16 protein-coding genes are annotated in these 18,345 nt (G+C 67.1%); 3 read left to right on the forward strand and 13 right to left on the reverse strand.

Annotated elements, in window-relative coordinates; translation table 11 throughout:
* Positions 1-45 precede the first annotated feature (45 nt).
* From AC5P7R_RS14845 to aspS, 8 genes are all read right to left on the reverse strand, one after another.
* Positions 46-1,965: a potassium transporter Kup gene (locus AC5P7R_RS14845; protein ID WP_021203145.1), complete on the reverse strand. Its 1,920-nt coding sequence runs from the start codon at positions 1,963-1,965 to the stop codon at positions 46-48.
* Between the two features lie 49 nt (positions 1,966-2,014).
* Complete coding sequence (ruvA, locus tag AC5P7R_RS14850; RefSeq protein WP_019660131.1) at positions 2,015-2,608, reverse strand: Holliday junction branch migration protein RuvA; 594 nt, start codon at positions 2,606-2,608, stop codon at positions 2,015-2,017.
* Between the two features lie 13 nt (positions 2,609-2,621).
* Positions 2,622-3,143, reverse strand: a complete 522-nt coding sequence (ruvC, locus tag AC5P7R_RS14855; RefSeq protein ID WP_019660132.1) for a crossover junction endodeoxyribonuclease RuvC — start codon at positions 3,141-3,143, stop codon at positions 2,622-2,624.
* A gap of 105 nt (positions 3,144-3,248) precedes the next feature.
* Positions 3,249-3,980, reverse strand: coding sequence for a YebC/PmpR family DNA-binding transcriptional regulator (locus tag AC5P7R_RS14860; protein ID WP_019660133.1), 732 nt, complete (start codon positions 3,978-3,980; stop codon positions 3,249-3,251).
* A 268-nt stretch (positions 3,981-4,248) separates the two neighbouring features.
* On the reverse strand, positions 4,249-4,881 hold the full coding sequence (locus tag AC5P7R_RS14865; protein ID WP_019660134.1) for an esterase/lipase family protein: 633 nt from the start codon (positions 4,879-4,881) through the stop codon (positions 4,249-4,251).
* Between the two features lie 75 nt (positions 4,882-4,956).
* Positions 4,957-5,478 carry a GNAT family N-acetyltransferase gene (locus AC5P7R_RS14870; protein WP_021203144.1) on the reverse strand — a complete coding sequence of 174 codons (522 nt, stop codon included), beginning with the start codon at positions 5,476-5,478 and terminating at the stop codon, positions 4,957-4,959.
* A gap of 31 nt (positions 5,479-5,509) precedes the next feature.
* Positions 5,510-5,830, reverse strand: coding sequence for a hypothetical protein (locus AC5P7R_RS14875; RefSeq protein WP_019660136.1), 321 nt, complete (start codon positions 5,828-5,830; stop codon positions 5,510-5,512).
* A gap of 16 nt (positions 5,831-5,846) precedes the next feature.
* Positions 5,847-7,598 (reverse strand): aspartate--tRNA ligase, encoded by a 1,752-nt coding sequence (gene aspS / locus AC5P7R_RS14880; protein WP_111098900.1) that lies wholly within the window; start codon positions 7,596-7,598, stop codon positions 5,847-5,849.
* A gap of 158 nt (positions 7,599-7,756) precedes the next feature.
* Between aspS and AC5P7R_RS14885 the strand changes: the two genes are divergently transcribed.
* Positions 7,757-8,494, forward strand: coding sequence for a DUF3011 domain-containing protein (locus tag AC5P7R_RS14885; protein WP_111098901.1), 738 nt, complete (start codon positions 7,757-7,759; stop codon positions 8,492-8,494).
* Positions 8,495-8,570: 76 nt separating this feature from the next.
* Here AC5P7R_RS14885 and AC5P7R_RS14890 read toward each other — a convergent pair whose 3' ends face one another.
* The 3 genes from AC5P7R_RS14890 to blaL2 all read right to left on the reverse strand — a co-directional run bounded on the left by AC5P7R_RS14890 (position 8,571) and on the right by blaL2 (position 11,480).
* A complete protein-coding gene (locus AC5P7R_RS14890) occupies positions 8,571-9,215 on the reverse strand; it encodes a hypothetical protein (RefSeq protein WP_134731900.1) in 645 nt (214 codons plus the stop codon).
* Positions 9,216-9,268: 53 nt separating this feature from the next.
* Positions 9,269-10,483: a cation:proton antiporter gene (locus tag AC5P7R_RS14895; protein WP_227854166.1), complete on the reverse strand. Its 1,215-nt coding sequence runs from the start codon at positions 10,481-10,483 to the stop codon at positions 9,269-9,271.
* An 85-nt stretch (positions 10,484-10,568) separates the two neighbouring features.
* Positions 10,569-11,480, reverse strand: a complete 912-nt coding sequence (gene blaL2, locus AC5P7R_RS14900) for a L2 family extended-spectrum class A beta-lactamase (protein ID WP_227854167.1) — start codon at positions 11,478-11,480, stop codon at positions 10,569-10,571.
* Positions 11,481-11,654: 174 nt separating this feature from the next.
* Between blaL2 and ampR the strand changes: the two genes are divergently transcribed.
* Positions 11,655-12,518: a LysR family transcriptional regulator AmpR gene (gene ampR, locus AC5P7R_RS14905; protein WP_019660142.1), complete on the forward strand. Its 864-nt coding sequence runs from the start codon at positions 11,655-11,657 to the stop codon at positions 12,516-12,518.
* 91 nt (positions 12,519-12,609) lie between these two features.
* On the opposite strand, the gene AC5P7R_RS14910 is transcribed toward ampR, so the two are convergent.
* Entirely contained in the window at positions 12,610-14,475 is a 1,866-nt protein-coding gene (locus AC5P7R_RS14910; RefSeq protein ID WP_019660143.1) for an ABC-F family ATP-binding cassette domain-containing protein, read from the reverse strand.
* 335 nt (positions 14,476-14,810) lie between these two features.
* Between AC5P7R_RS14910 and AC5P7R_RS14915 the strand changes: the two genes are divergently transcribed.
* Positions 14,811-17,198: a TonB-dependent receptor plug domain-containing protein gene (locus AC5P7R_RS14915; RefSeq protein ID WP_021204720.1), complete on the forward strand. Its 2,388-nt coding sequence runs from the start codon at positions 14,811-14,813 to the stop codon at positions 17,196-17,198.
* A gap of 96 nt (positions 17,199-17,294) precedes the next feature.
* Here the strand turns inward: AC5P7R_RS14915 and AC5P7R_RS14920 are convergent, their stop codons facing one another.
* A complete protein-coding gene (locus tag AC5P7R_RS14920; protein WP_495214010.1) occupies positions 17,295-18,323 on the reverse strand; it encodes a hypothetical protein in 1,029 nt (342 codons plus the stop codon).
* Positions 18,324-18,345: the final 22 nt, after the last annotated feature.

Here is an 18,345-nt window from a genome sequence, read left to right on the forward strand (position 1 = left end):
CCACGCCATGCGTGGACGGATCTCTGGAGGAATCGACGGTGGAGATTAAATCTCCACCTGCGCGCCGAGTTCCACCAGCCGGTTACCCGGAATCCGGAAGAAGCCGGTCGCCGGCGCGGCATTCCGGTGCATCAGCGCGAACAGCTTGTCGCGCCAGATCGGCATGCCGCGGTTGGCGGTGGCCACGATGGTCTCGCGGCTGGCGAAGAAGGTGGTGTCCATCGGGTCGAAGTAGATGCCGCCGTGGTCGCACGAGCGCATCAGCGCCAGTGGGACGTCCGGGGTCTCCATGAAGCCGAAGCGCACATAGACCCGGTAGAACTCGTCGCCCACCGATTCGATCTTCAGCCGCTGCCCTTCCATCGCATACGGGATCGGCAGGGTTTCCACATGCAGGAACACGTTGCGTTCGTGCAGCACTTTGTTGTGCTTGAGGTTGTGCATCAGTGCGTGCGGGGCCACGGTCGGATCCGCAGTGAGGAACACGGCGGTGCCCGGCACGCGTACCGGCGGCGCCAGCATCAGGCCCGGCAGGAAGGTATCCAGGCGGATGCCGTCCTTGCGGATCTCATCGCGCAGCAGCTCGCGGCCCCGGCGCCAGGTACGCATCATGGTGAACAGGAAGATGCCCAGCACTACCGGGAACCAGGCGCCCTGCAGCAGCTTGGCGCCGTTGGCGATGACAAAGCCGAGGTCGATGATGAAGAACACCACGCACAGGGGCAGCAGCCAGGCGCGTGCCTTCGGCCACAACGAGCGGGCCACCAGGGCCAGCAGCAGGGTATCGATCAGCATGGTGGCCGACACCGAGATGCCGTAGGCCACGGCCAGGTTGGACGAGCTGCGGAAGGCCAGCACCAGGCCGATCACCATCACCGCGATGCCCCAGTTGATGCCCGGGATGTAGATCTGTCCGATGGTGTCATGCGAGGTGTGCTTGATGCGCATGCGCGGGATGTAGCCCAGCTGCATCGCCTGACGCGAGACCGAGAACGCACCGGTGATGACCGACTGCGAGGCAATCACCGCCGCCATGGTGGCCAGGATGATCATCGGGTACAGCGCCCACGACGGCACTGCCTCAAAGAACGGGTTCTTCAGCGCCTCGGGATGGTTGAGCACCAGTGCGCCCTGCCCCAGGTAGTTCAGCACCAGGCACGGCAGCACGAAGAAGTACCAGGCATGGCGGATCGGCTTGGCACCGAAGTGGCCCATGTCGGCGTACAGCGCTTCGCCGCCGGTCACCGCCAGTACCACCGCACCGAGAATGAAGATGCCATGCCAGCTGTGCTCCATGAAGAAGCGGATCGCCCACCACGGGTTGAAGGCTTTCAGCACTTCCGGCGCATCCACGATGTTGTAGATGCCGATCGCCGCCAGCGAAATGAACCAGACCGAGGTGATCGGGCCGAACGCCTTGCCGATCTTCTCGGTGCCGAAGCGCTGCGCCGCGAACACCATCAGCAGCACCACCACCGTGATCGGCACGATGAAGGCATGCAGGCCGGGCGCGGCCACCTCCAGGCCTTCGACCGCGCCAAGCACCGAGATCGCCGGGGTGATCACGCCGTCGCCGAAGAACAGCGAGGCGCCGAAGATGCCAAGGATGCCCACCACGTAGGCCGAGCGCGACCCGTTGCGCAGCGTGCGCTGGGTCAGCGCCATCAGCGCCATGATGCCGCCCTCGCCGTCATTGTCGGCGCGCATGATGATGGTCACGTACTTCAGCGTGACCACGATGTTCAGTGCCCAGAACGCCAGCGAGAGCACGCCCAGTACCGTGTCGTGGTCGCTGTTGAGCCCGTAGTGCGGCGAGAACGCCTCCTTCAGGGTGTACAGCGGGCTGGTACCGATATCACCGAAGACCACGCCGATCGCACCGATGATCAGCGCCAGGCCTCCGGCGGGAGGAGCGTGACCGTGGCCGCCGGGGGCAGCTGCGTGCGGGGTTTGACTGCTGGACATGGGACTCCTGGCGAGGCTCAGGCGGTTCGTTGAGAGAAAGGAAGCCGACTCAGCGCAGCGCGGACTGCAGCGCCTTGCGGATCACGGTGGCCACTTCATCGCCTTCAGTGAAGGCGTCGCGGGCCATGCGGGCCGCTTCAGCAGGCTTGTAGCCCAGCTGCTGCAGCGCCACGGTGGCATCGGAAAGCGGGTCGGCCGCGGCCGGGCCGCTGCCGGTGGGCAGCGCGCCGCCGGCACCGAACTGGGCGGCGCGGTCGCGCAGTTCCAGCACCATGCGCTCGGCGGTCTTCTTGCCGATGCCCGGAATGCGGGTCAGCGCGGTGATGTCACCGGCCTGGACCATGCGCGCGAATTCCTCGACGGTGACCCCGGACAGCACGGCCAGCGCGATCTTCGCGCCGATGCCACTGACCTTCTGCACGTCGCGGAACAGCCGCCGTTCGCCCTCGCGCAGGAAGCCGTACAGCGAGACGCTGTCTTCCTTCTGCGCGTAATGGGTGTACAGGGTGACCTCGCGGCCGAGTTCGGGCAGGTCATAGAAGGTGCTCATCGGCGCCTCCAGCTCGTAGCCCACTCCGTTCACGTCCACCACCAGCCACGGCGGCGCCTTGTAGGCGACGATGCCGCGCAGTCGACCGATCATTGCGTGCAGCTCCTCATTTGCGGCCCCACGCCTGGCGGGCACTGAGCCCCAGGCGGTTGGCCGTTGCCCTTACGTGGGCATGGGTGATCGCCACCGCCAACGCGTCGGCCGCGTCGGCCTGCAGCTTGGTTTTCAGGTTGAGCATGAGCCCGACCATGTGTTGAACCTGTTGCTTTTCGGCACCACCACGACCGACCACCGCCAGCTTGATCTCGCTGGCGGCATATTCATGCACCGGCAGGTCACGCAGCACAACGGCGGAAATCGCCGCGCCCCGGGCCTGGCCCAGCTTCAGCGCCGAATCGGGGTTGCGGGCCATGAACACGCGTTCGATGGCCACTTCCTGCGGCTGGAACTCGCGGCACAGGTCGGCCAGGCCGAGCACCAGCAGCTTCATGCGCTGCGGGAAATCGTCCGCGCCCAGCAGCACCAGCGGCTGGTGGTGCACGTAGGTGACGCGCCCGGCGGCGTCGACATCGATGATGCCGACCCCGGTCCGCTGTGAACCGGGGTCGATGCCGAGGATGCGGGTCATGCTGCGCTCCTGGCAGGGTGGAACGGGGTGCGCTGGCAGGCGTATGGGCTCATGACTGTCCGCGGTGACCGTTCAACGGCCCGCGCCCAGGCCGTCGAGGACGGCTCAGGCGTAGGCGTCGGCGCCCAGTTCGGCGTTGGAGTACACGTCCTGCACGTCGTCCAGATCTTCCAGCATGTCCAGCAGCTTCTTGACCTGCAGGGCGACCTCGCCCTCGACCTTGATGTCGTTGTCCGCGCGGAACGTGATTTCCGCGTGATCGGCGACATGGCCGGCGGCGGTCATCGCGTCCTTGACCGCGTTGAAGGCGTCAGGGCTGGTGACCACGTCGATCGAGCCGTCGTCCGGATAGACCACGATGTCATCGGCGCCGGCCTCGATGGCGGCTTCGGTGATGGCCTCCTCGTCGGCGCCCGGGGCGAAGCTGAGCACGCCCAGGCGCTTGAACATGAAGGCCACCGAGCCTTCGGTGCCCATGTTGCCGCCGCACTTGCTGAACGCATGGCGGACATCGGCCACGGTGCGCACGCGGTTGTCGGTCAGGCAGTCGACGATCACGGCCACGCCACCGGGGGCGTAGCCCTCGTAGCGGACTTCCTCGTAATCGACGCCTTCCAGTTCACCGGTGGCCTTCTTGATGGCGCGCTCGATCACGTCCTTGGACATGTTCACGGCCAGGCCCTTGTCCACCGCCACGCGCAGGCGCGGGTTGTTGTTGGGGTCGCCTCCACCGCCGCGCGCAGCGACGCCGATCTCGCGGATGATCTTGGTGAAAATCTTGCCGCGCTTCGCGTCGGACGCGTTCTTGCGGGCTTCGATGGAGGGGCCTCTACCCATGGGTGCTACCGTCTGGCTGCTTCAGGATCAAGGCGCGGATTCTACCTGATCGGGCGCTGCAACCGTGTCTAGGCCCGATGGATGCCGCTGCGCTCGCCGGGCATGGCCCGGCGCTACCGCTGGCGATCTGGTGGTGCTTTTCCCGGTAGCGCCGGGCCATGCCCGGCGAAGAGCGTGCGAACCAACGGTTCGCACCCACCCTGGTGCCGTTCGCACCCACCCTGGTGCCGTTCGCACCCACCCTGGCAGGCCGTTCGCTCCCACCAACTTACGCGGCGGCGGCGTCGCGGCTGTGGTCGAAACGGCCATGACGCAGGAAATGCGCGGTCTGCCGCGCGGCGTCGGGCGATACCACCAGGCCGCTGTGGCTGGTGCGCACCACGCAATGGTCGGCCAGCCCCGGCAGGCGGGTCTCGGCCAGTGCCACGGTGCCGTCGGAGGCATCGTCGATGGCACCCAGCAGGCTGCCCAGCCCATGCGGTACCGAGCCGGCGATCAGGCCAACCTCCGCCCGGCCCTGCCAGTCCGGCAGGCCATCGAGCAGCAGCTCGCTGCTGCGGCCCAGCGCCAGGCCCCAGCCGTGCTCGGACAACGAGCGTGCGGTACCACTGCCGCGCAGCGGCGAACCCAGGCAGACCACGCGCTGCACCGGCAGCTGCGGATTGCGCCGCAGCGCTTCCAGCGCCAGCAGCCCGCCCAGGCTGTGGCCGACCAAACTCAGCGGGCCGGCGTCGGCCAGCCGCTCCAGCAGCTGCGGTACGGCCACGTCCGGGCCACCGAACACCGAGGAATAACCAAACGCGTGCACCTGGAAGCCGCGCGCGCGCAGGCGCCAGGCCAGCGGCCCGACCCAGGCGCGGGCATTCCAGATGCCATGCAGCAGCAATACGGGGGGAGTCATGCAAACAGCCTGGCGGTCAGCGGGGCAGGAACGTACGGTGATTGAACACGCGCGCGCAGCAAGCGGCAGTGAACATCAGGCCGCGCGCGGTGCGCGGCGCAGGATGAATTCGAGATCGTTCGTGTCGCCCACCGGGAACAGGTATTCGCCGGCCTTCTCGAAACCGTAGCGGGCGTAGAAGCGCTGTGCGCCGAAGTTCTCCGACCACACGCCCAACCACAGGGTGCGCGGGCCCTCGTGTTCCAGCCAAGCCAGCGCGGTTTCCAGCAGGCGGCTGCCCCAGCCGCAGCTTTGCTGCGTCTTGATCAGGTACAGGCGCTTGAGTTCGCCGTCACCGGGCTTCACGTCCGGGTGCGGCAGGCCGCAGGGGCCGGCGGCGGCATGGCCGACCGCCTCCCCATCCAGTTCCAGCAGCCACACCGCGTAATCGGGGTGGGCCAGGATCACGCGCTGGCGCTCGACCGCGTAGGCCTCCTCCAGGAAGGCCTGCAGGTCCTGCGGCGGGTACAGATGGCCGAAGGTTTCAGTGAACGTGCGGGCGGCCAGCGCCGACAGGGTCGGCGCGTCGTCCACAGTGGCGCGGCGGATCGAATACATGCAGGAAGTTGACGCCAGGGCGAAGCAGGGGTCAAGCCTTTTCAGGCGACTCCGCTTCTTCTTCCCCGTCCTCTTCCTCGTACTCCTCTTCGTCCTCGTCCTCTTCTTCCTCGCCTTCCTCGTCCTCGTCGTACTCTTCCTCTTCGTCGTCCTCGTAATCCTCGACGCCGAAGTCTTCACCGTCCCAACGGCCTTCGCCGTCGGCGACGAAGGTCAGGGCCATCGCCGCCGGGTTGGTACCGACGCGGACCAGCCAACCACCGAACACCCGTGCACGCTCGGTGACCAGGTTGGCCTCGGAGCCTTCATTGCCCAGCTTTTCCCACTCCAGCGAAAACGCAAACTCGGTCATTGCCTGGATCTCCTGATCAGTTGGTCTTGGGGCGAACCTGGATGTGCACTTCGGCCAGCTGCGCGTCGACGATCGGCGACGGCGCGTCGGTCATCAGATCCTGTGCACCGGTAGTCTTCGGGAACGGGATGACGTCGCGGATCGATTCGGTGCCGGCCATCAGCGCGGCGATGCGGTCGATGCCGAAGGCGATGCCGCCGTGCGGCGGCGCGCCGTAGTTCAGCGCGTCGAGCAGGAAGCCGAACTTGGCGCGGGCCTCTTCGGCACCGATGCCGAGCAGCTCGAACACCGCGCTCTGCATGTCCGGACGGTGGATACGGATCGAACCACCGCCGATCTCATTGCCGTTGAGCACCATGTCGTAGCCGCGCGAAACGGCGGTACGGGCGTTGGCGCGCAGGTCGGCGATGTCGTCCACGGCCGGTGCGGTGAAGGGGTGATGCAGGGCGACGTAACGCTGTTCTTCCTCGTCCCATTCGAACATCGGGAAGTCGGTGACCCACAGCGGCGCCCAGCCGTCGGCGACCAGGCCGAAGTCCTTGCCGGCCTTCAGGCGCAGCGCGCCCATGAAGTCGGAGACCTTGTTGTAGCCACCGGCACCGAAGAACACGATGTCGCCGTTGCCGGCGCCAACATGGGCCACCAGCGCAGCGAAGGAGGCCTCGCTGAAGAACTTCTGGATCGGCGAGCTGATTTCGCCGTTGTCGGCGATCTTGATGTAGGCCAGGCCCTTGGCGCCGTACTTGGCGGCGTGCGCGGCGTACTCGTCGATCTGCTTGCGGCTCAGCGCTGCGCCGCCCGGGATCCGCAGCGCGGCGACGCGGCCTTCGGCATCGTTGGCCGGGCCGGTGAACACTGCGAACTCGCTGTCCTTGACCAGTTCAGCCACGTCGACCAGCTCCAGCGCGATGCGCAGGTCCGGCTTGTCCGAACCGTAGCGACGCATCGCCTCGGCCCAGGTCATGCGCGGGAAGCTGGCATCCAGCTGGACGTCGACCACTTCCTTGAAGATGGCGCGGATCATGTCTTCGACGAAGTCCTGCACGTCGCGCTCGCGCACGAAGGCGAATTCCATGTCCAGCTGGGTGAACTCCAGCTGGCGGTCGGCACGCAGTGCTTCATCGCGGAAGCAGCGCGCGATCTGGTAGTAACGGTCGAAGCCGGCCACCATCAGGATCTGCTTGAACAGCTGCGGGCTCTGCGGCAGGGCATAGAACTCGCCCGGGTGCATGCGCGCCGGCACCAGGAAGTCGCGCGCGCCTTCCGGGGTGGCCTTGGTCAGGATCGGGGTCTCGATGTCCTGGAAGCCCTTCTCGTCCAGGTGGCGGCGCAGGGCCTGCACCAGCTTGATGCGGGTGCGCTGCATGCGCTGCATTTCCGGACGGCGCAGGTCCAGGTAGCGGTACTTCAGGCGGGTTTCCTCGCCCGGGTTCTCGTGCGCGTGGAACGGCAGCGGCGCGGCCTTGTTCAGCACGGTGATGGCGGTGGCGATCACTTCCACCTTGCCGGTGCGCATCTTGTCGTTCACCGCGTGGCGTGCACGCACGACGCCTTCCACCTGCAGCACATCCTCATAGCCCAGCGACGCGGCCACGGCGAACACGTCGGCGTTGTCGACTTCCACGGTCACCTGCACGATGCCTTCATGATCGCGGAGATCGATGAAGCAGACGCCGCCCTGGTTACGGGCCACGTCGGTCCAGCCGGCGAGGGTGACAGTCTGGCCAATCAGGGTCTCATCGACCAGGCCGCAGAAGTGGGTACGCATGGGGGGAAGCTCCGCTGGAGAACGCCGGCACCGGATGGGGGCCGGAAAGCCTCGTATTCTGCGGCCGAGGCCCCGGCCGGGGCAAATCCGGCCAGTCACACCGGCTTGATCGCCTCCCTCCCTATAGTCGGGCACCTACCACCGTATGGGATGCCGCCATGAAACCGCTGTCCCTGGCCAGCCTGGCCGTAACCCTCAGCCTGGGTGCGCTGGGCACCCTGGCCCTGCCCACCCCTTCCGCGCATGCGCAGAGCGGCGTGGTCCGCTGCGAAAGCCAGAACAACCGCGAACGGGTCTGCAACACCGGCTGGCGCAATGCGCAGCTGGTCCGCCAGCTGTCCGGCAGCGCCTGCGACGAAGGCCGCACCTGGGGCAGCCGTAACGGCAGCATCTGGGTCAGCAACGGCTGCCGCGCGGAGTTCGTCGAGGCCCGTGGCGGCTGGGGCGGCGGCAACGGGGGCGGCTGGGGCGGCAACAACGGCCGGCCCGGCGAGACCATCCGCTGCGAGAGTCAGAACAACCGCGAGCGCAGCTGCCCGGTCGGCTGGCGCAATGCCCGCCTGGTCCGCCAGCTGTCCGGCAGCCCTTGCGACGAAGGTCGTACCTGGGGCGTGCGCAATGGCGCGGTGTGGGTCAGCAACGGCTGCCGTGCCGAATTCGCCGAGGCGCGCGGCTGGGGCGGTGGCGGCTGGGGCGGCGGCAACAGCAACTATTCCGTCACCTGCAGCAGCAACAACAACCGCTCGCAGACCTGCGACTGGGATGAGCGCCAGGGCCGGCCGGTGCTGCAGCAGCAGTTGTCGGGCAGCGCCTGCCAGGAAGGCCGCAGCTGGGGTTACTCGCGTGGCCAGGTGTGGGTGAGCAACGGCTGCCGGGCGCGTTTCGGCACGCGGTGAGGGGTAGCGCCGGGCCATGCCCGGCGAGCGCAGTGGCGCGGTCAACTGCAGAAAACCCGCCGGGCACGGCCCGGCGCTACCGGGCTGGCTGCGCGGCCTCATCACCCCAAGGTGGCGGTGGCAGGTCGACCGGCCTGCTCAGGTCGAACTGCACGCGGAAGCGGCGGCCGTCCGGGCGCGTCAGTTCGTAGACGAACGTCTGGTCCGGATCGATCTCCATCGCCCAGGTGTTGTGGGTCGACGCCAGCATGTCGGCGCGGCGGAACATCGCCACCGAATCGGCATCGGCCGGGAACTGCTGGCGCTCGGCGGTACCGGGCGGCGTGCTGTCGCCACCGTAGAGGGTGATCGCGTCGGGGCTGCCATCTTCGTGGCGGTGGTCGTGCTTCAGCCGCAGCCCGTTCGGCGTGCGGGTCAGCACCCAGGTCCGCGAGTGGTCATCACCCACGTGGAACGGGATGCGCAGCTCATGCGCCGGGTCGGCGCAGCCACGCACATGCATGACCAGGCGCTGCCCGGCGAACGGATCCTTGCCGGTCGGTGCCGGCGAGTCCTCCACCACCTTGCCGGCGTAGGCCTGGCCGCAATGTGCAGCGATGGCGGCCATGAAGGCGTCGGCAGGTGCGGTCGCCAGATCATGGGCGACCGTATCGGAGCGCTGCGTGCACGCAGCGAGGCTGAGCAGGAGGGCGGCGGTAGTGGCAACGGCAATCGATCTCATGCCCCAACCCTAACGGCCATGGACGATGGGCGCAAACCGCGCGCCAGTCCCGCTCAGCGCTCGGCAGACGGTGCTGTCGGCAGTGCTTCGATCGCCGCCACCGGTGCGGCCTCGCCCTGACCGGCCGGCTCCTGCTCCACCGGATCAACGTCAAACGGGGTACGGAACACCAGCGAAGGCAGCAGCGTAGTCAGCGCCGCGTACAGCAACAGCGCACCGAACAGCACCGCCGGGATCTGGAAGCGCTCGCGCATGATCGCCGCCAGCACCAGGGTGAAGATCAGCGTCGGTGCCAGCGCCAGCGAGACCCGCAGGCTGCTGCGGAAGCTCTCGCCGAACATCACCCGGCGCTGCAGCCAGACCACGCCGATGCGCAGCGGCAGCACCACCAGGGTGATCACGATGCCCAGCCCCAGCGCCTCGAAGCTGAGCGCTTCGCTGGGAACTTTGGTGCCGGCGTTGAAGAAGTAGAACGGCACGAAGAACGACGCGAACAGGCGCAGCGCGTGCAGGTTCTCGTGCGAGGCCAGCAGCGGCATGCGCTGGTGCAGCAGGCGCGCGACCAGGCCGGCGATGAACGCGCCAACCAGGTAGTACACGCCCAGCAGGTAGGTGATGTAGGCCGCCACCATGCCGACCATCACCAGCAGCGAGAATTCCGAGCCGGGCGCATGCGGTGCCACCCAGCGACCCAGCGCGATGAACAGCAACGGCAGGCCGACCATCATCGCCAGCAGCGCCAGGCTGGACAGCGCCATATGCCCCGGATCGCCGGCCTGCAGCACGATGAACAACGCCGCCAGCGCCAGCAGTTCGCCGGCGATGGCCTTGCTGGTCACCCAGAACCGCTCGTCCTCGCTCAGGCCCAGCCGCGACAGCGAATCCATGATGAAGCCCGTGGACGGCGTCAGCAGCGCCAACGCCAACAGGCCAGCGGCCTGCCACGGCAGCCCCGCATAGCGCCAAGCCAGCCAGCCCACGCCGAACAGCGTGCCGGTACGGATCACCAGGTGCGCCAGCAGCGGCCACATGCCACGGCGCAGCGCCTGCAGGTCCACTTCCAGGCCGGCGAACAGGAACAGCGAGGAAATGCCCAGGGTGGCCAGCAGTCCGATCACCGCATCATGTGCCTGATCCCCCAGCCAGAGCATGCCGATGATGCCGAACAGCAGGCAGGTCAGTGGTGCGGGCAGGCTGAAGCGCTGCAGCGCGCGCGGGATCACCAGCAGCGCGAAGATCAGCAGCAGGTAGATCAACTCATGGCTCATCGGGGTCTTCCGTGGGGTTCGAACGCGCGCAGGATGCGCGCGCCGAACCGATCCGGCAACCCACGTTTGAATGACCCCGGTTACCTCATCCGATCAACCGGTCGGCAATCCGCCCCACCTGTGCCAGCACGCTAGCGCGTTGCTCGTAGCTGATCGCGCCCGCCTGCAGATAAGCCGTCAACACCCACGGGGCGCCTCCGGCTACGGGCCACAGCACGGCGATGTCGTTGCGCGCGTCTTCACCATTGCTGCCGGTCTTGTCGCCCACGCGCCAACGCTTGCCCAGGCCCGCGCGCAGGCAGGCGTCGCCGGTTTCGTTGTCGATCAGCCAGTCGGCCAGCTGCTGCCGCGAAGCCGGTTGCAGTACCTCGCCCAACACCACGCGCTGCAGGGTCGCGGCCATCGCCGCCGGCGTGGTGGTGTCGCGCGGGTCGCCCTTGGCAAAGCTGTTCAGCTCCGGCTCCAGGCGGTCACTGCGGCTCACCGTATCGCCACTGGCGCGCAGGAACGCGGTCACTGCGGGCGGGCCACCGACCACGCCGAACAGCAGGTTGGCGGCGGTGTTGTCGCTGGTGATGATCGTGGCACGGCACAGATCGCGCACCGTCATGTCCTTGCCTGCATGGCGGCGGGTAACCGGTGCGTGCGAGAGCAGATCGGCCTCGCGCACCGGCACGCGGGTGTCCAGCAATGCCGGCGTGCGCTCGGCCTGGCTGAGCACGGTAGCCGCCAGCATGCTCTTGAAGGTGCTGCACATCGGGAAGCGCTCGTCCTGGCGATGACCGATGAGGCGACCGCTGGCAGTGTCCAGCAGGGTCACGCCGAGGCGTCCGGCGCAGGCCTTTTCCAGCGCGGCGAAGTCAGTGGCGGCGGTAATGGCGGCATCGGTGGGTGCGTTGGCGGTGGTCTTGCCCGCAGCACGTGCCAGCAGCGGCAGGGCAAGCGGAGAAGCCACGGCGGCACCACTGAACTGCAGGAATCGGCGACGGGCGAGCATACGGGTTCTCCTGGGGACCGCTCGATTATTGAAGCCGCTATCGGGGGCGACCAGCGCAAAAAATCAACAGGAGGCATGAAGTGAATTAATGCCTGACGTATTCAACCCCTTAATTTTCCGAAATCCATGGTTGAAGCGTTAGGATCAGCCATCACTCCAGCTCACGACTGCGCGATGTTGCACCCTACCCTGCCCCTGAACGCGCTGCGCGCCTTCGAGGCCGCCGCCCGCCACCAGAACTTCACCCGTGCCGCGCTGGAGCTGTGTGTCAGCCAGGCCGCGCTGAGCCACCAGATTCGCGGGCTTGAGGACCGGCTCGGCATCCGCCTGTTCCATCGCCTGCCGCGCGGCGTGGCGCTCACCGAAGAAGGCGCGGCGCTGTATCCGGTGCTCAACGAATCGTTTGAACGCATCTCGGCCAGCATCGCGCGTTACACCGGCGGACCTGCGCGTGAAGTGCTGACCCTGGGCGTGGTCGGCACCTTCGCCACCGGCTGGCTGCTGCCACGGCTGGCCGCGTTCGAGGCAGCGCACCCGGACATCGAGCTGCGCCTGCAGACCCACAACAACCGCATCGACCTGGCCGGCGAAGGCCTGGACCTGGCCATCCGGTTTGGTGATGGCGACTGGCAGGGCCAGGCCTGCACGGCGATCCTCGACGCGCCGTTCGCGCCGCTGTGCGCGCCGGCACTGGCGCGGCGGCTGAAACAGCCGCGCGACCTGGGCACGCTGCCGCTGCTGCGCTCCTACCGCAGCGACGAATGGCCGCGCTGGTTGCAGGCGGCAGGAGTGAGTGGCGTGGAAGCCCGCGGGCCGGTGTTTGATTCGTCATTGACAGTGGCGATGGCCGCGGCCGGTGGTGCCGGCGTGGCGCTGCTGCCGCTGCGCATGTTCGAGCAGGAGCTGGCCGAAGGCCGCCTGCTGCAGCCGTTCGGCACCACACTGGAGCTGGGACGCTACTGGCTGACGCGGCTGCGCTCGCGTGCAGAGCGCGAGCCGGCAAAGCGGTTCCGCGAGTGGCTGCAGGCGCAGGGATGAAACGCAGGGAACGTGGGTAGCGCCGGGCCATGCCCGGCGGCTTTTGCGATCCGTTGCGCTCGCCGGGCATGGCCCGGCGCTACCGATGGCATCAGGACTCGAGCAGTTCCATCCAGGCGGCTTCGGCCTTTTCCAGCTGCGCGGCGGCGGTTTCGCGGTCACGGCCAAGTACCGCCATGCGCGTGGCATCGGCGTAGTTGGCCGGGTCGGCCAGCTGCCGGTCCAGCTCGGCCAGGGCACCCTCCAGCTCGGCCACCTTGGCCTCGGCCGCGGCCAGCTTGTGCGGGTTCACCGGCTTCTTCTGCACCACCTGCGCCACCGGGGCGGTCTTGACCACCACCGGCTCTTCCACCTGTTCCATGCGCGCCTTGGTGCCCTGCGCCTGCGGGCGGGTCCGCAGCCACGCGGCGTAGGCATCCAGGTCGCCATCGAACGGCTCGACCACGCCATCGGCCACGCGCCAGTAGGTATCGCAGACCAGGCCGATCAGATGGCGGTCGTGCGAGACCATCACGATCGCGCCTTCGAAGGTGGCCAATGCTTCGGCCAGCGCTTCGCGCATTTCCAGATCAAGGTGGTTGGTCGGTTCGTCCAGCAGCAGCACGTTCGGCTGCTGCCAGGCGATCAGCGCCAGCGCCAGGCGTGCGCGCTCGCCACCGGAGAAGCCATCGACCGGCTCGAACGCGCGGTCACCCGGGAAGTTCCACTTGCCGAGGAAGTCGCGGAACGACTGGTTCGGTGCGTCCGGGGCGATCTCGCGGAAGTGCTCCATCGGCGACTGGCCTTCGTGCAGCGACTCCACCGTGTGCTGGGCGAAGTAGCCGATCTTCAGGTCCGGGTGCGCCATGCGCTCGCCGACGATCGGCGCCAGTTCACCCACCAGGGTCTTCACCAGGGTGGTCTTGCCGGCGCCGTTGGGGCCGAGCAGTCCGATGCGCTGGCCCGCTTCCAGGCCGAAGCCGACGTTGTGCAGGATCACCGCGTCCTTGCCGTAGCCGGCCTCGACGTGGTTCAGGCGGATCAGCGAGAACGGCAGCTTGGCCGGCGGCGCGAACTCGATACGGAACTCACGCTCGGCGCGCACCGCTTCGGTGCCGGCCAGCTTGGCTAGGCGCTTCATGCGGCTCTGCGCCTGCGCGGCCTTGCTGGCCTGCGCCTTGAAGCGGTCGATGAAACTCTGCAGGTGGGCACGCTCGGCCTGCTCCTTCTCGTGCGCGATCTGCTGCTGGCGCAGCTGTTCGGCGCGCTGGCGCTCGAAATCGGTGTAGCCGCCCGGGTAGAGTTTGGCGCCGCCACCGTGCAGGTGCAGGGTGTGGGTGGCCACGTTGTCGAGGAACTCGCGGTCATGCGAGATCAGCAGCAGGGTGCCCGGGTACTTCAGCAGCCACTGTTCCAGCCAGTACACCGCGTCCAGATCCAGGTGGTTGGTCGGTTCGTCCAGCAGCAGCAGGTCGCTGGGCATCATCAGCGCGCGGGCCAGGTTCAGGCGCACGCGCCAGCCGCCGGAGAACGAGGACACCGCGCGGTGATGGGTCTCGGCCGGGAAACCAAGGCCGTGGAGCAGCTTGCCGGCGCGCGCTTCGGCGTCGTAGGCCCCCATCTCGGCCATCTTGGTGTGTGCGTTGGCCACCGCCTCCCAGTCTTCGCGCGCGGTCGCCTCGGCCTCTTCGGCCAGCACCGCGGCCACCTCGGTGTCGCCGCCCAGCACGAAGCTCAGCGCCGGGTCCGGCAGTGACGGGGTTTCCTGGGCCACGCTGGCGATACGGACCTTGCCGGGCAGGTCGACGTCACCCTTGTCGGCCTCCAGCTCGCCCTTCACCGCCGCGAACAGGCTGGACTTGCCAGCACCGTTGCGGCCGACCACACCTACCCGGTAACCGGCGTGCAGGGTCAGGTCGACATTGGACAACAGCAGCCGCTCGCCGCGGCGCAAGGCGAAATTACGAAGGGAGATCATCGGGGGAGGGGTCCATATAACCGGATGGAATGTGCTGGTGAGCACTGTTCCTGCGACGCAATTCTAGCGTTAACGAATACTTGACGCGTCCCGGGATGCGCAGTGGCCGACGTTCCTCTCTCCCACGTCCCCGCCGCGCGCGTCCCGGGTCTCCTCCCCGCCGATGCCTGTCCGGGCTAAATGGTTGCTGCTGCAACGTTTTTTCCGATGACCGGCATTTGACAGGCACTGAATATCCCGTTAATTGCTGTATTGCGCACCGCAACAACCGCCGTCCGCCTCACCCCCGTGATGTCGATTCCGGTGCCGCCCCCGCCAACCGGAGCCCCATCCCGATGACCCGCAAGACCAGCCTGATCGCCGCCGCCGTCGCTGTCGCACTCGGTGGCTCTCCGTTCGGTGCCGCTGCCCAGCAGGCCGGCACCGCCGCCAACACCCTGGACACGGTGATCGTCACCGGCACCCGCGTGGCCGACCGCACGGTCGCCGAATCGCAGTCGCCGATCGACATCATCACCCCCGAGGTACTGCAGTCCACCGGCACCAGCGAACTGGCCACGGCGCTCTCGCGCGCGTTGCCCTCGCTGAACTTCCCGCGCCCGGCCTTGACCGACGGCACCAGTGGCGTGCGCCCGGCGCAGCTGCGCGGCCTGTCACCGGACCAGGTGCTGGTGCTGGTCAACGGCAAGCGCCGCCACACCTCGGCGATGATCAACGTCAACGGCAGCATCGGCCGTGGCTCGTCGGCGGTGGACATCAACGCGATCCCGATCGCCGCGATCGAGCGCGTGGAAGTGCTGCGCGACGGCGCGTCGGCGCAGTACGGCTCGGACGCCATCGCCGGCGTCATCAACATCGTGCTCAAGGGCAGCGGCCGTGGCGGCAGCCTGGCCGTGGACTACGGCCAGTACTCGGCCGGTGACGGCAACAAGTACCAGCTCTCCGGCGACACCGGCATCGAGTTCGGCAACGGCCACGGCCGGGTGCACGTGGCCGGCCAGATCAGCCAGCAGGACGAGAGCAACCGCGCCGGCCCGTACCGCGGCACCACGCCGAACACCGGCAACTTCCCCAGCATCGGCCAGAAGACCTTCATCGTCGGCGACCCGCGCGTGGATGCCACCGCCGCCTCGGCCAACGCCAGCTTCGACTTCAGCGACCACGTGACCGGCTACGCCAGCGCGCTGCTCAGCAACCGCGACATCACCTCGTTCGCGTTCTACCGTTCGCGCAACCACAGCGGACAGAGCGCGCTGCTGGCGCAGACCTACCCGGACGGCTACGTGCCGGAGATCAACCAGTACTCCAAGGACCGCTCGCTGGTGGCCGGGGTCAAGGGCAACACCGACAACGGCTGGACCTGGGACCTGAGCCTGAACCACGGCGAGAACACCCTCGACTTCCACACCCGCAACAGCATCAACTACAGCCTCGGCGCCACCAGCCCGCGCTCGTTCTACGACGGCACGCTGAAGTACCAGCAGGACATCTTCAATGCCGACCTGACCAAGTCACTGGACTGGGGCCTGGCCTACCCGGTCACGCTGTCCTTCGGCGGTGAGTACCGCAAGGAGAAGTGGGACCAGAACCCGGGCGAACTGAACTCGTACACCGGCAGCGGCGCGCAGGGCTTCGCGGGCTTCACCCCGACCAATGAAGTGCATGCCGACCGCCACAACTACGCGGTCTATGCCGGCCTGGAAGCGGACCTGACCGAGAAGTTCTCGGCCGGCATCACCGGCCGCTACGAGGACTACTCGGACTTCGGCGACCGCTTCTCCGGCAAGCTGTCGGCGCGCTATGCATTCACCGACAAGGTCGCGCTGCGTGCCACCGCCTCCAGCGGTTTCCGCGCGCCCTCGCTGGCGCAGCAGGGCTACCAGGCGGTGACCAGCCAGTTCCTCAATGGCGTGTTCGTCGAGCGTGGCACCTTCCCGACCACCAGCCCGGCCGCGCAGGCGCTGGGCGCCTCGCCGTTGAAGGCCGAAACCTCCACCTCCTACAGCCTGGGCCTGGTGCTGCAGCCGGTCGACCGCCTGTACATCACCGTCGACGCGTACCAGATCGACATTGATGACCGCATCGCGCTGTCGTCCAGCATCACCACCAACGCCGCCACCAGCGCACTGCTGGGCACCCTGGGCCTGCCGCAGGTGACCGCGTTCTCGTACTTCACCAACGGCCTGGATACGCGCACCCGCGGCGTCGACTTCGTGTCCAGCTATACGGTGCCGTTCAGCGCCAGCAGCCTGGAGCTGACCGCCGCCTACAGCTACAACGACACCGAAGTGCGCCGCGTGGGCGGCACGCCGGCGGTGTTTGGCACGCTGGGCCTGACCCAGTCACTGATCGGCCGAGATGAGATCGGCCGCATCGAGGACAGCTACCCGCGCGACAAGGCGATCCTGAGTGGCACCTGGCGTTCGGATCACTGGGAACTGGGCCTGGCCGCAACCCGCTACGGCAAGTTCACCGTGCGCAACTCGGCCACCGCGCTGCGCGACCAGACCTACGGCGATGCCTGGGTGGTGGATGCCTCGGCCAGCTACAAGCCGAGCAGCAACTGGACCCTGACCGTGGGCGCCGACAACCTGCTGGACAAGTACCCGGACCGCACCGAAGACCTGCAGAACTCCACCTTCGGCATGCTGCCCTACAGCAACTACTCGCCGTTCGGCTTCAACGGCGCGTATGTGTACGGGCGGATCAAGTACACCTGGTAAGCGGTAGTGCCGGCCGCTGGCCGGCAACTCCTAGCCACATCTCTCACACCCGCCGGAGTGATCCGGCGGGTGTTTTATTATGTGCTGCGGGCAAGATCAGCCGCGCGGCTGGCAATTGGACGTGCGATGACCTTCTGCGATCACACGGACAGACTCGAGACAGTTGTCCAGACTGTCAAAATTCACGCTCACTTGAAGACCAGGCAGCGACCACCTCGCGCTGCCAAACGTTCCTTCATCAAGCCAACGACTGGCTCGTTGATCCATGCGCTCTTCGAGAATGGACGGCGGATCATCGAATTGAAGGCCGAATGGCAGCGGCCCAGCCCAGGCTCTTGAGTTTCCCAGTCGATCGCGGACGAAACTGATGCCGGTGCATACCGGATGGCTACCGGGCACGCCCTGCCTACTGTCAAAGTAAAGGATGAAGCCATGCTCGTCGGCTCTATCAACGACCTCGCTGCTCGCCTCCGCCATCAGACTCGCAAGACCAAGGTCCCGGAACGCGACTTGGAAATCGGGGTCATTGGTCGATCTGCCGAGGACAGCGAGCACCTGCTCCGCCGAAGGGTACTCGCGCGTTGCCGGTGCGCAAGCCAATGGATGCATGGGAATTCCCAAGCTGATATCAAAGATCCCACACGCTCCTGCCTGTTTGATGCATCCAGCCTGATACGTCAGACGGATGCGGTAGTCAGGCAACCACCACGCGTCACGCCTGCCGGCGTGCAAGCTGCCCCCAAAGCCCGCCGTGGCGAGCCTTTCGCGCGCTGTCGTCCTATCGTCCTCCCATTGCAGGCCAAACAGCAGGTCGCCTTCGTACCTGCGCATGACATCCGGAATGCCGGCCGTCACCGCAACGTTGGTGAAGATCAGCTCACCGCTCTTGCCGTGCGAAGCAATGGATCGCCCGTTCCAGTAGTTGCGCTCGCTGAAGGAGAACAGCATGCCCCGCGCGCTCACACGCACAATCGCCTCGTAAGGGCTTTTTGCAGGATGGGCCAGCTCTGGCCTTCGCCTGACGCCAAGCGATTGCAGCACCGTTGTGACGGCTGGGTCAGTGGCGTTTCTGCCAAACAGCGCTGTTACTGCCTGGATGTGCACCATATTTGTTGGAAGAATCATGGAAGCCCCACTGTCCATTCGA

It is taken from the genome of Stenotrophomonas sp. YJH_SMC_27, assembly GCF_059369815.1.

What these genes read in the sequence shown, in the direction of transcription:
- AC5P7R_RS14845 (WP_021203145.1), bottom strand. Translation starts at nt 1,965, where the DNA reads ATGTCCAGCAGTCAAACCCCGCACGCAGCTGCCCCCGGCGGCCACGGT.
- ruvA (WP_019660131.1), bottom strand. Translation starts at nt 2,608, where the DNA reads ATGATCGGTCGACTGCGCGGCATCGTCGCCTACAAGGCGCCGCCGTGG.
- ruvC (WP_019660132.1), bottom strand. Translation starts at nt 3,143, where the DNA reads ATGACCCGCATCCTCGGCATCGACCCCGGTTCACAGCGGACCGGGGTC.
- AC5P7R_RS14860 (WP_019660133.1), bottom strand. Translation starts at nt 3,980, where the DNA reads ATGGGTAGAGGCCCCTCCATCGAAGCCCGCAAGAACGCGTCCGACGCG.
- AC5P7R_RS14865 (WP_019660134.1), bottom strand. Translation starts at nt 4,881, where the DNA reads ATGACTCCCCCCGTATTGCTGCTGCATGGCATCTGGAATGCCCGCGCC.
- AC5P7R_RS14870 (WP_021203144.1), bottom strand. Translation starts at nt 5,478, where the DNA reads ATGTATTCGATCCGCCGCGCCACTGTGGACGACGCGCCGACCCTGTCG.
- AC5P7R_RS14875 (WP_019660136.1), bottom strand. Translation starts at nt 5,830, where the DNA reads ATGACCGAGTTTGCGTTTTCGCTGGAGTGGGAAAAGCTGGGCAATGAA.
- aspS (WP_111098900.1), bottom strand. Translation starts at nt 7,598, where the DNA reads ATGCGTACCCACTTCTGCGGCCTGGTCGATGAGACCCTGATTGGCCAG.
- AC5P7R_RS14885 (WP_111098901.1), top strand. Translation starts at nt 7,757, where the DNA reads ATGAAACCGCTGTCCCTGGCCAGCCTGGCCGTAACCCTCAGCCTGGGT.
- AC5P7R_RS14890 (WP_134731900.1), bottom strand. Translation starts at nt 9,215, where the DNA reads ATGAGATCGATTGCCGTTGCCACTACCGCCGCCCTCCTGCTCAGCCTC.
- AC5P7R_RS14895 (WP_227854166.1), bottom strand. Translation starts at nt 10,483, where the DNA reads ATGAGCCATGAGTTGATCTACCTGCTGCTGATCTTCGCGCTGCTGGTG.
- blaL2 (WP_227854167.1), bottom strand. Translation starts at nt 11,480, where the DNA reads ATGCTCGCCCGTCGCCGATTCCTGCAGTTCAGTGGTGCCGCCGTGGCT.
- ampR (WP_019660142.1), top strand. Translation starts at nt 11,655, where the DNA reads ATGTTGCACCCTACCCTGCCCCTGAACGCGCTGCGCGCCTTCGAGGCC.
- AC5P7R_RS14910 (WP_019660143.1), bottom strand. Translation starts at nt 14,475, where the DNA reads ATGATCTCCCTTCGTAATTTCGCCTTGCGCCGCGGCGAGCGGCTGCTG.
- AC5P7R_RS14915 (WP_021204720.1), top strand. Translation starts at nt 14,811, where the DNA reads ATGACCCGCAAGACCAGCCTGATCGCCGCCGCCGTCGCTGTCGCACTC.
- AC5P7R_RS14920 (WP_495214010.1), bottom strand. Translation starts at nt 18,323, where the DNA reads ATGATTCTTCCAACAAATATGGTGCACATCCAGGCAGTAACAGCGCTG.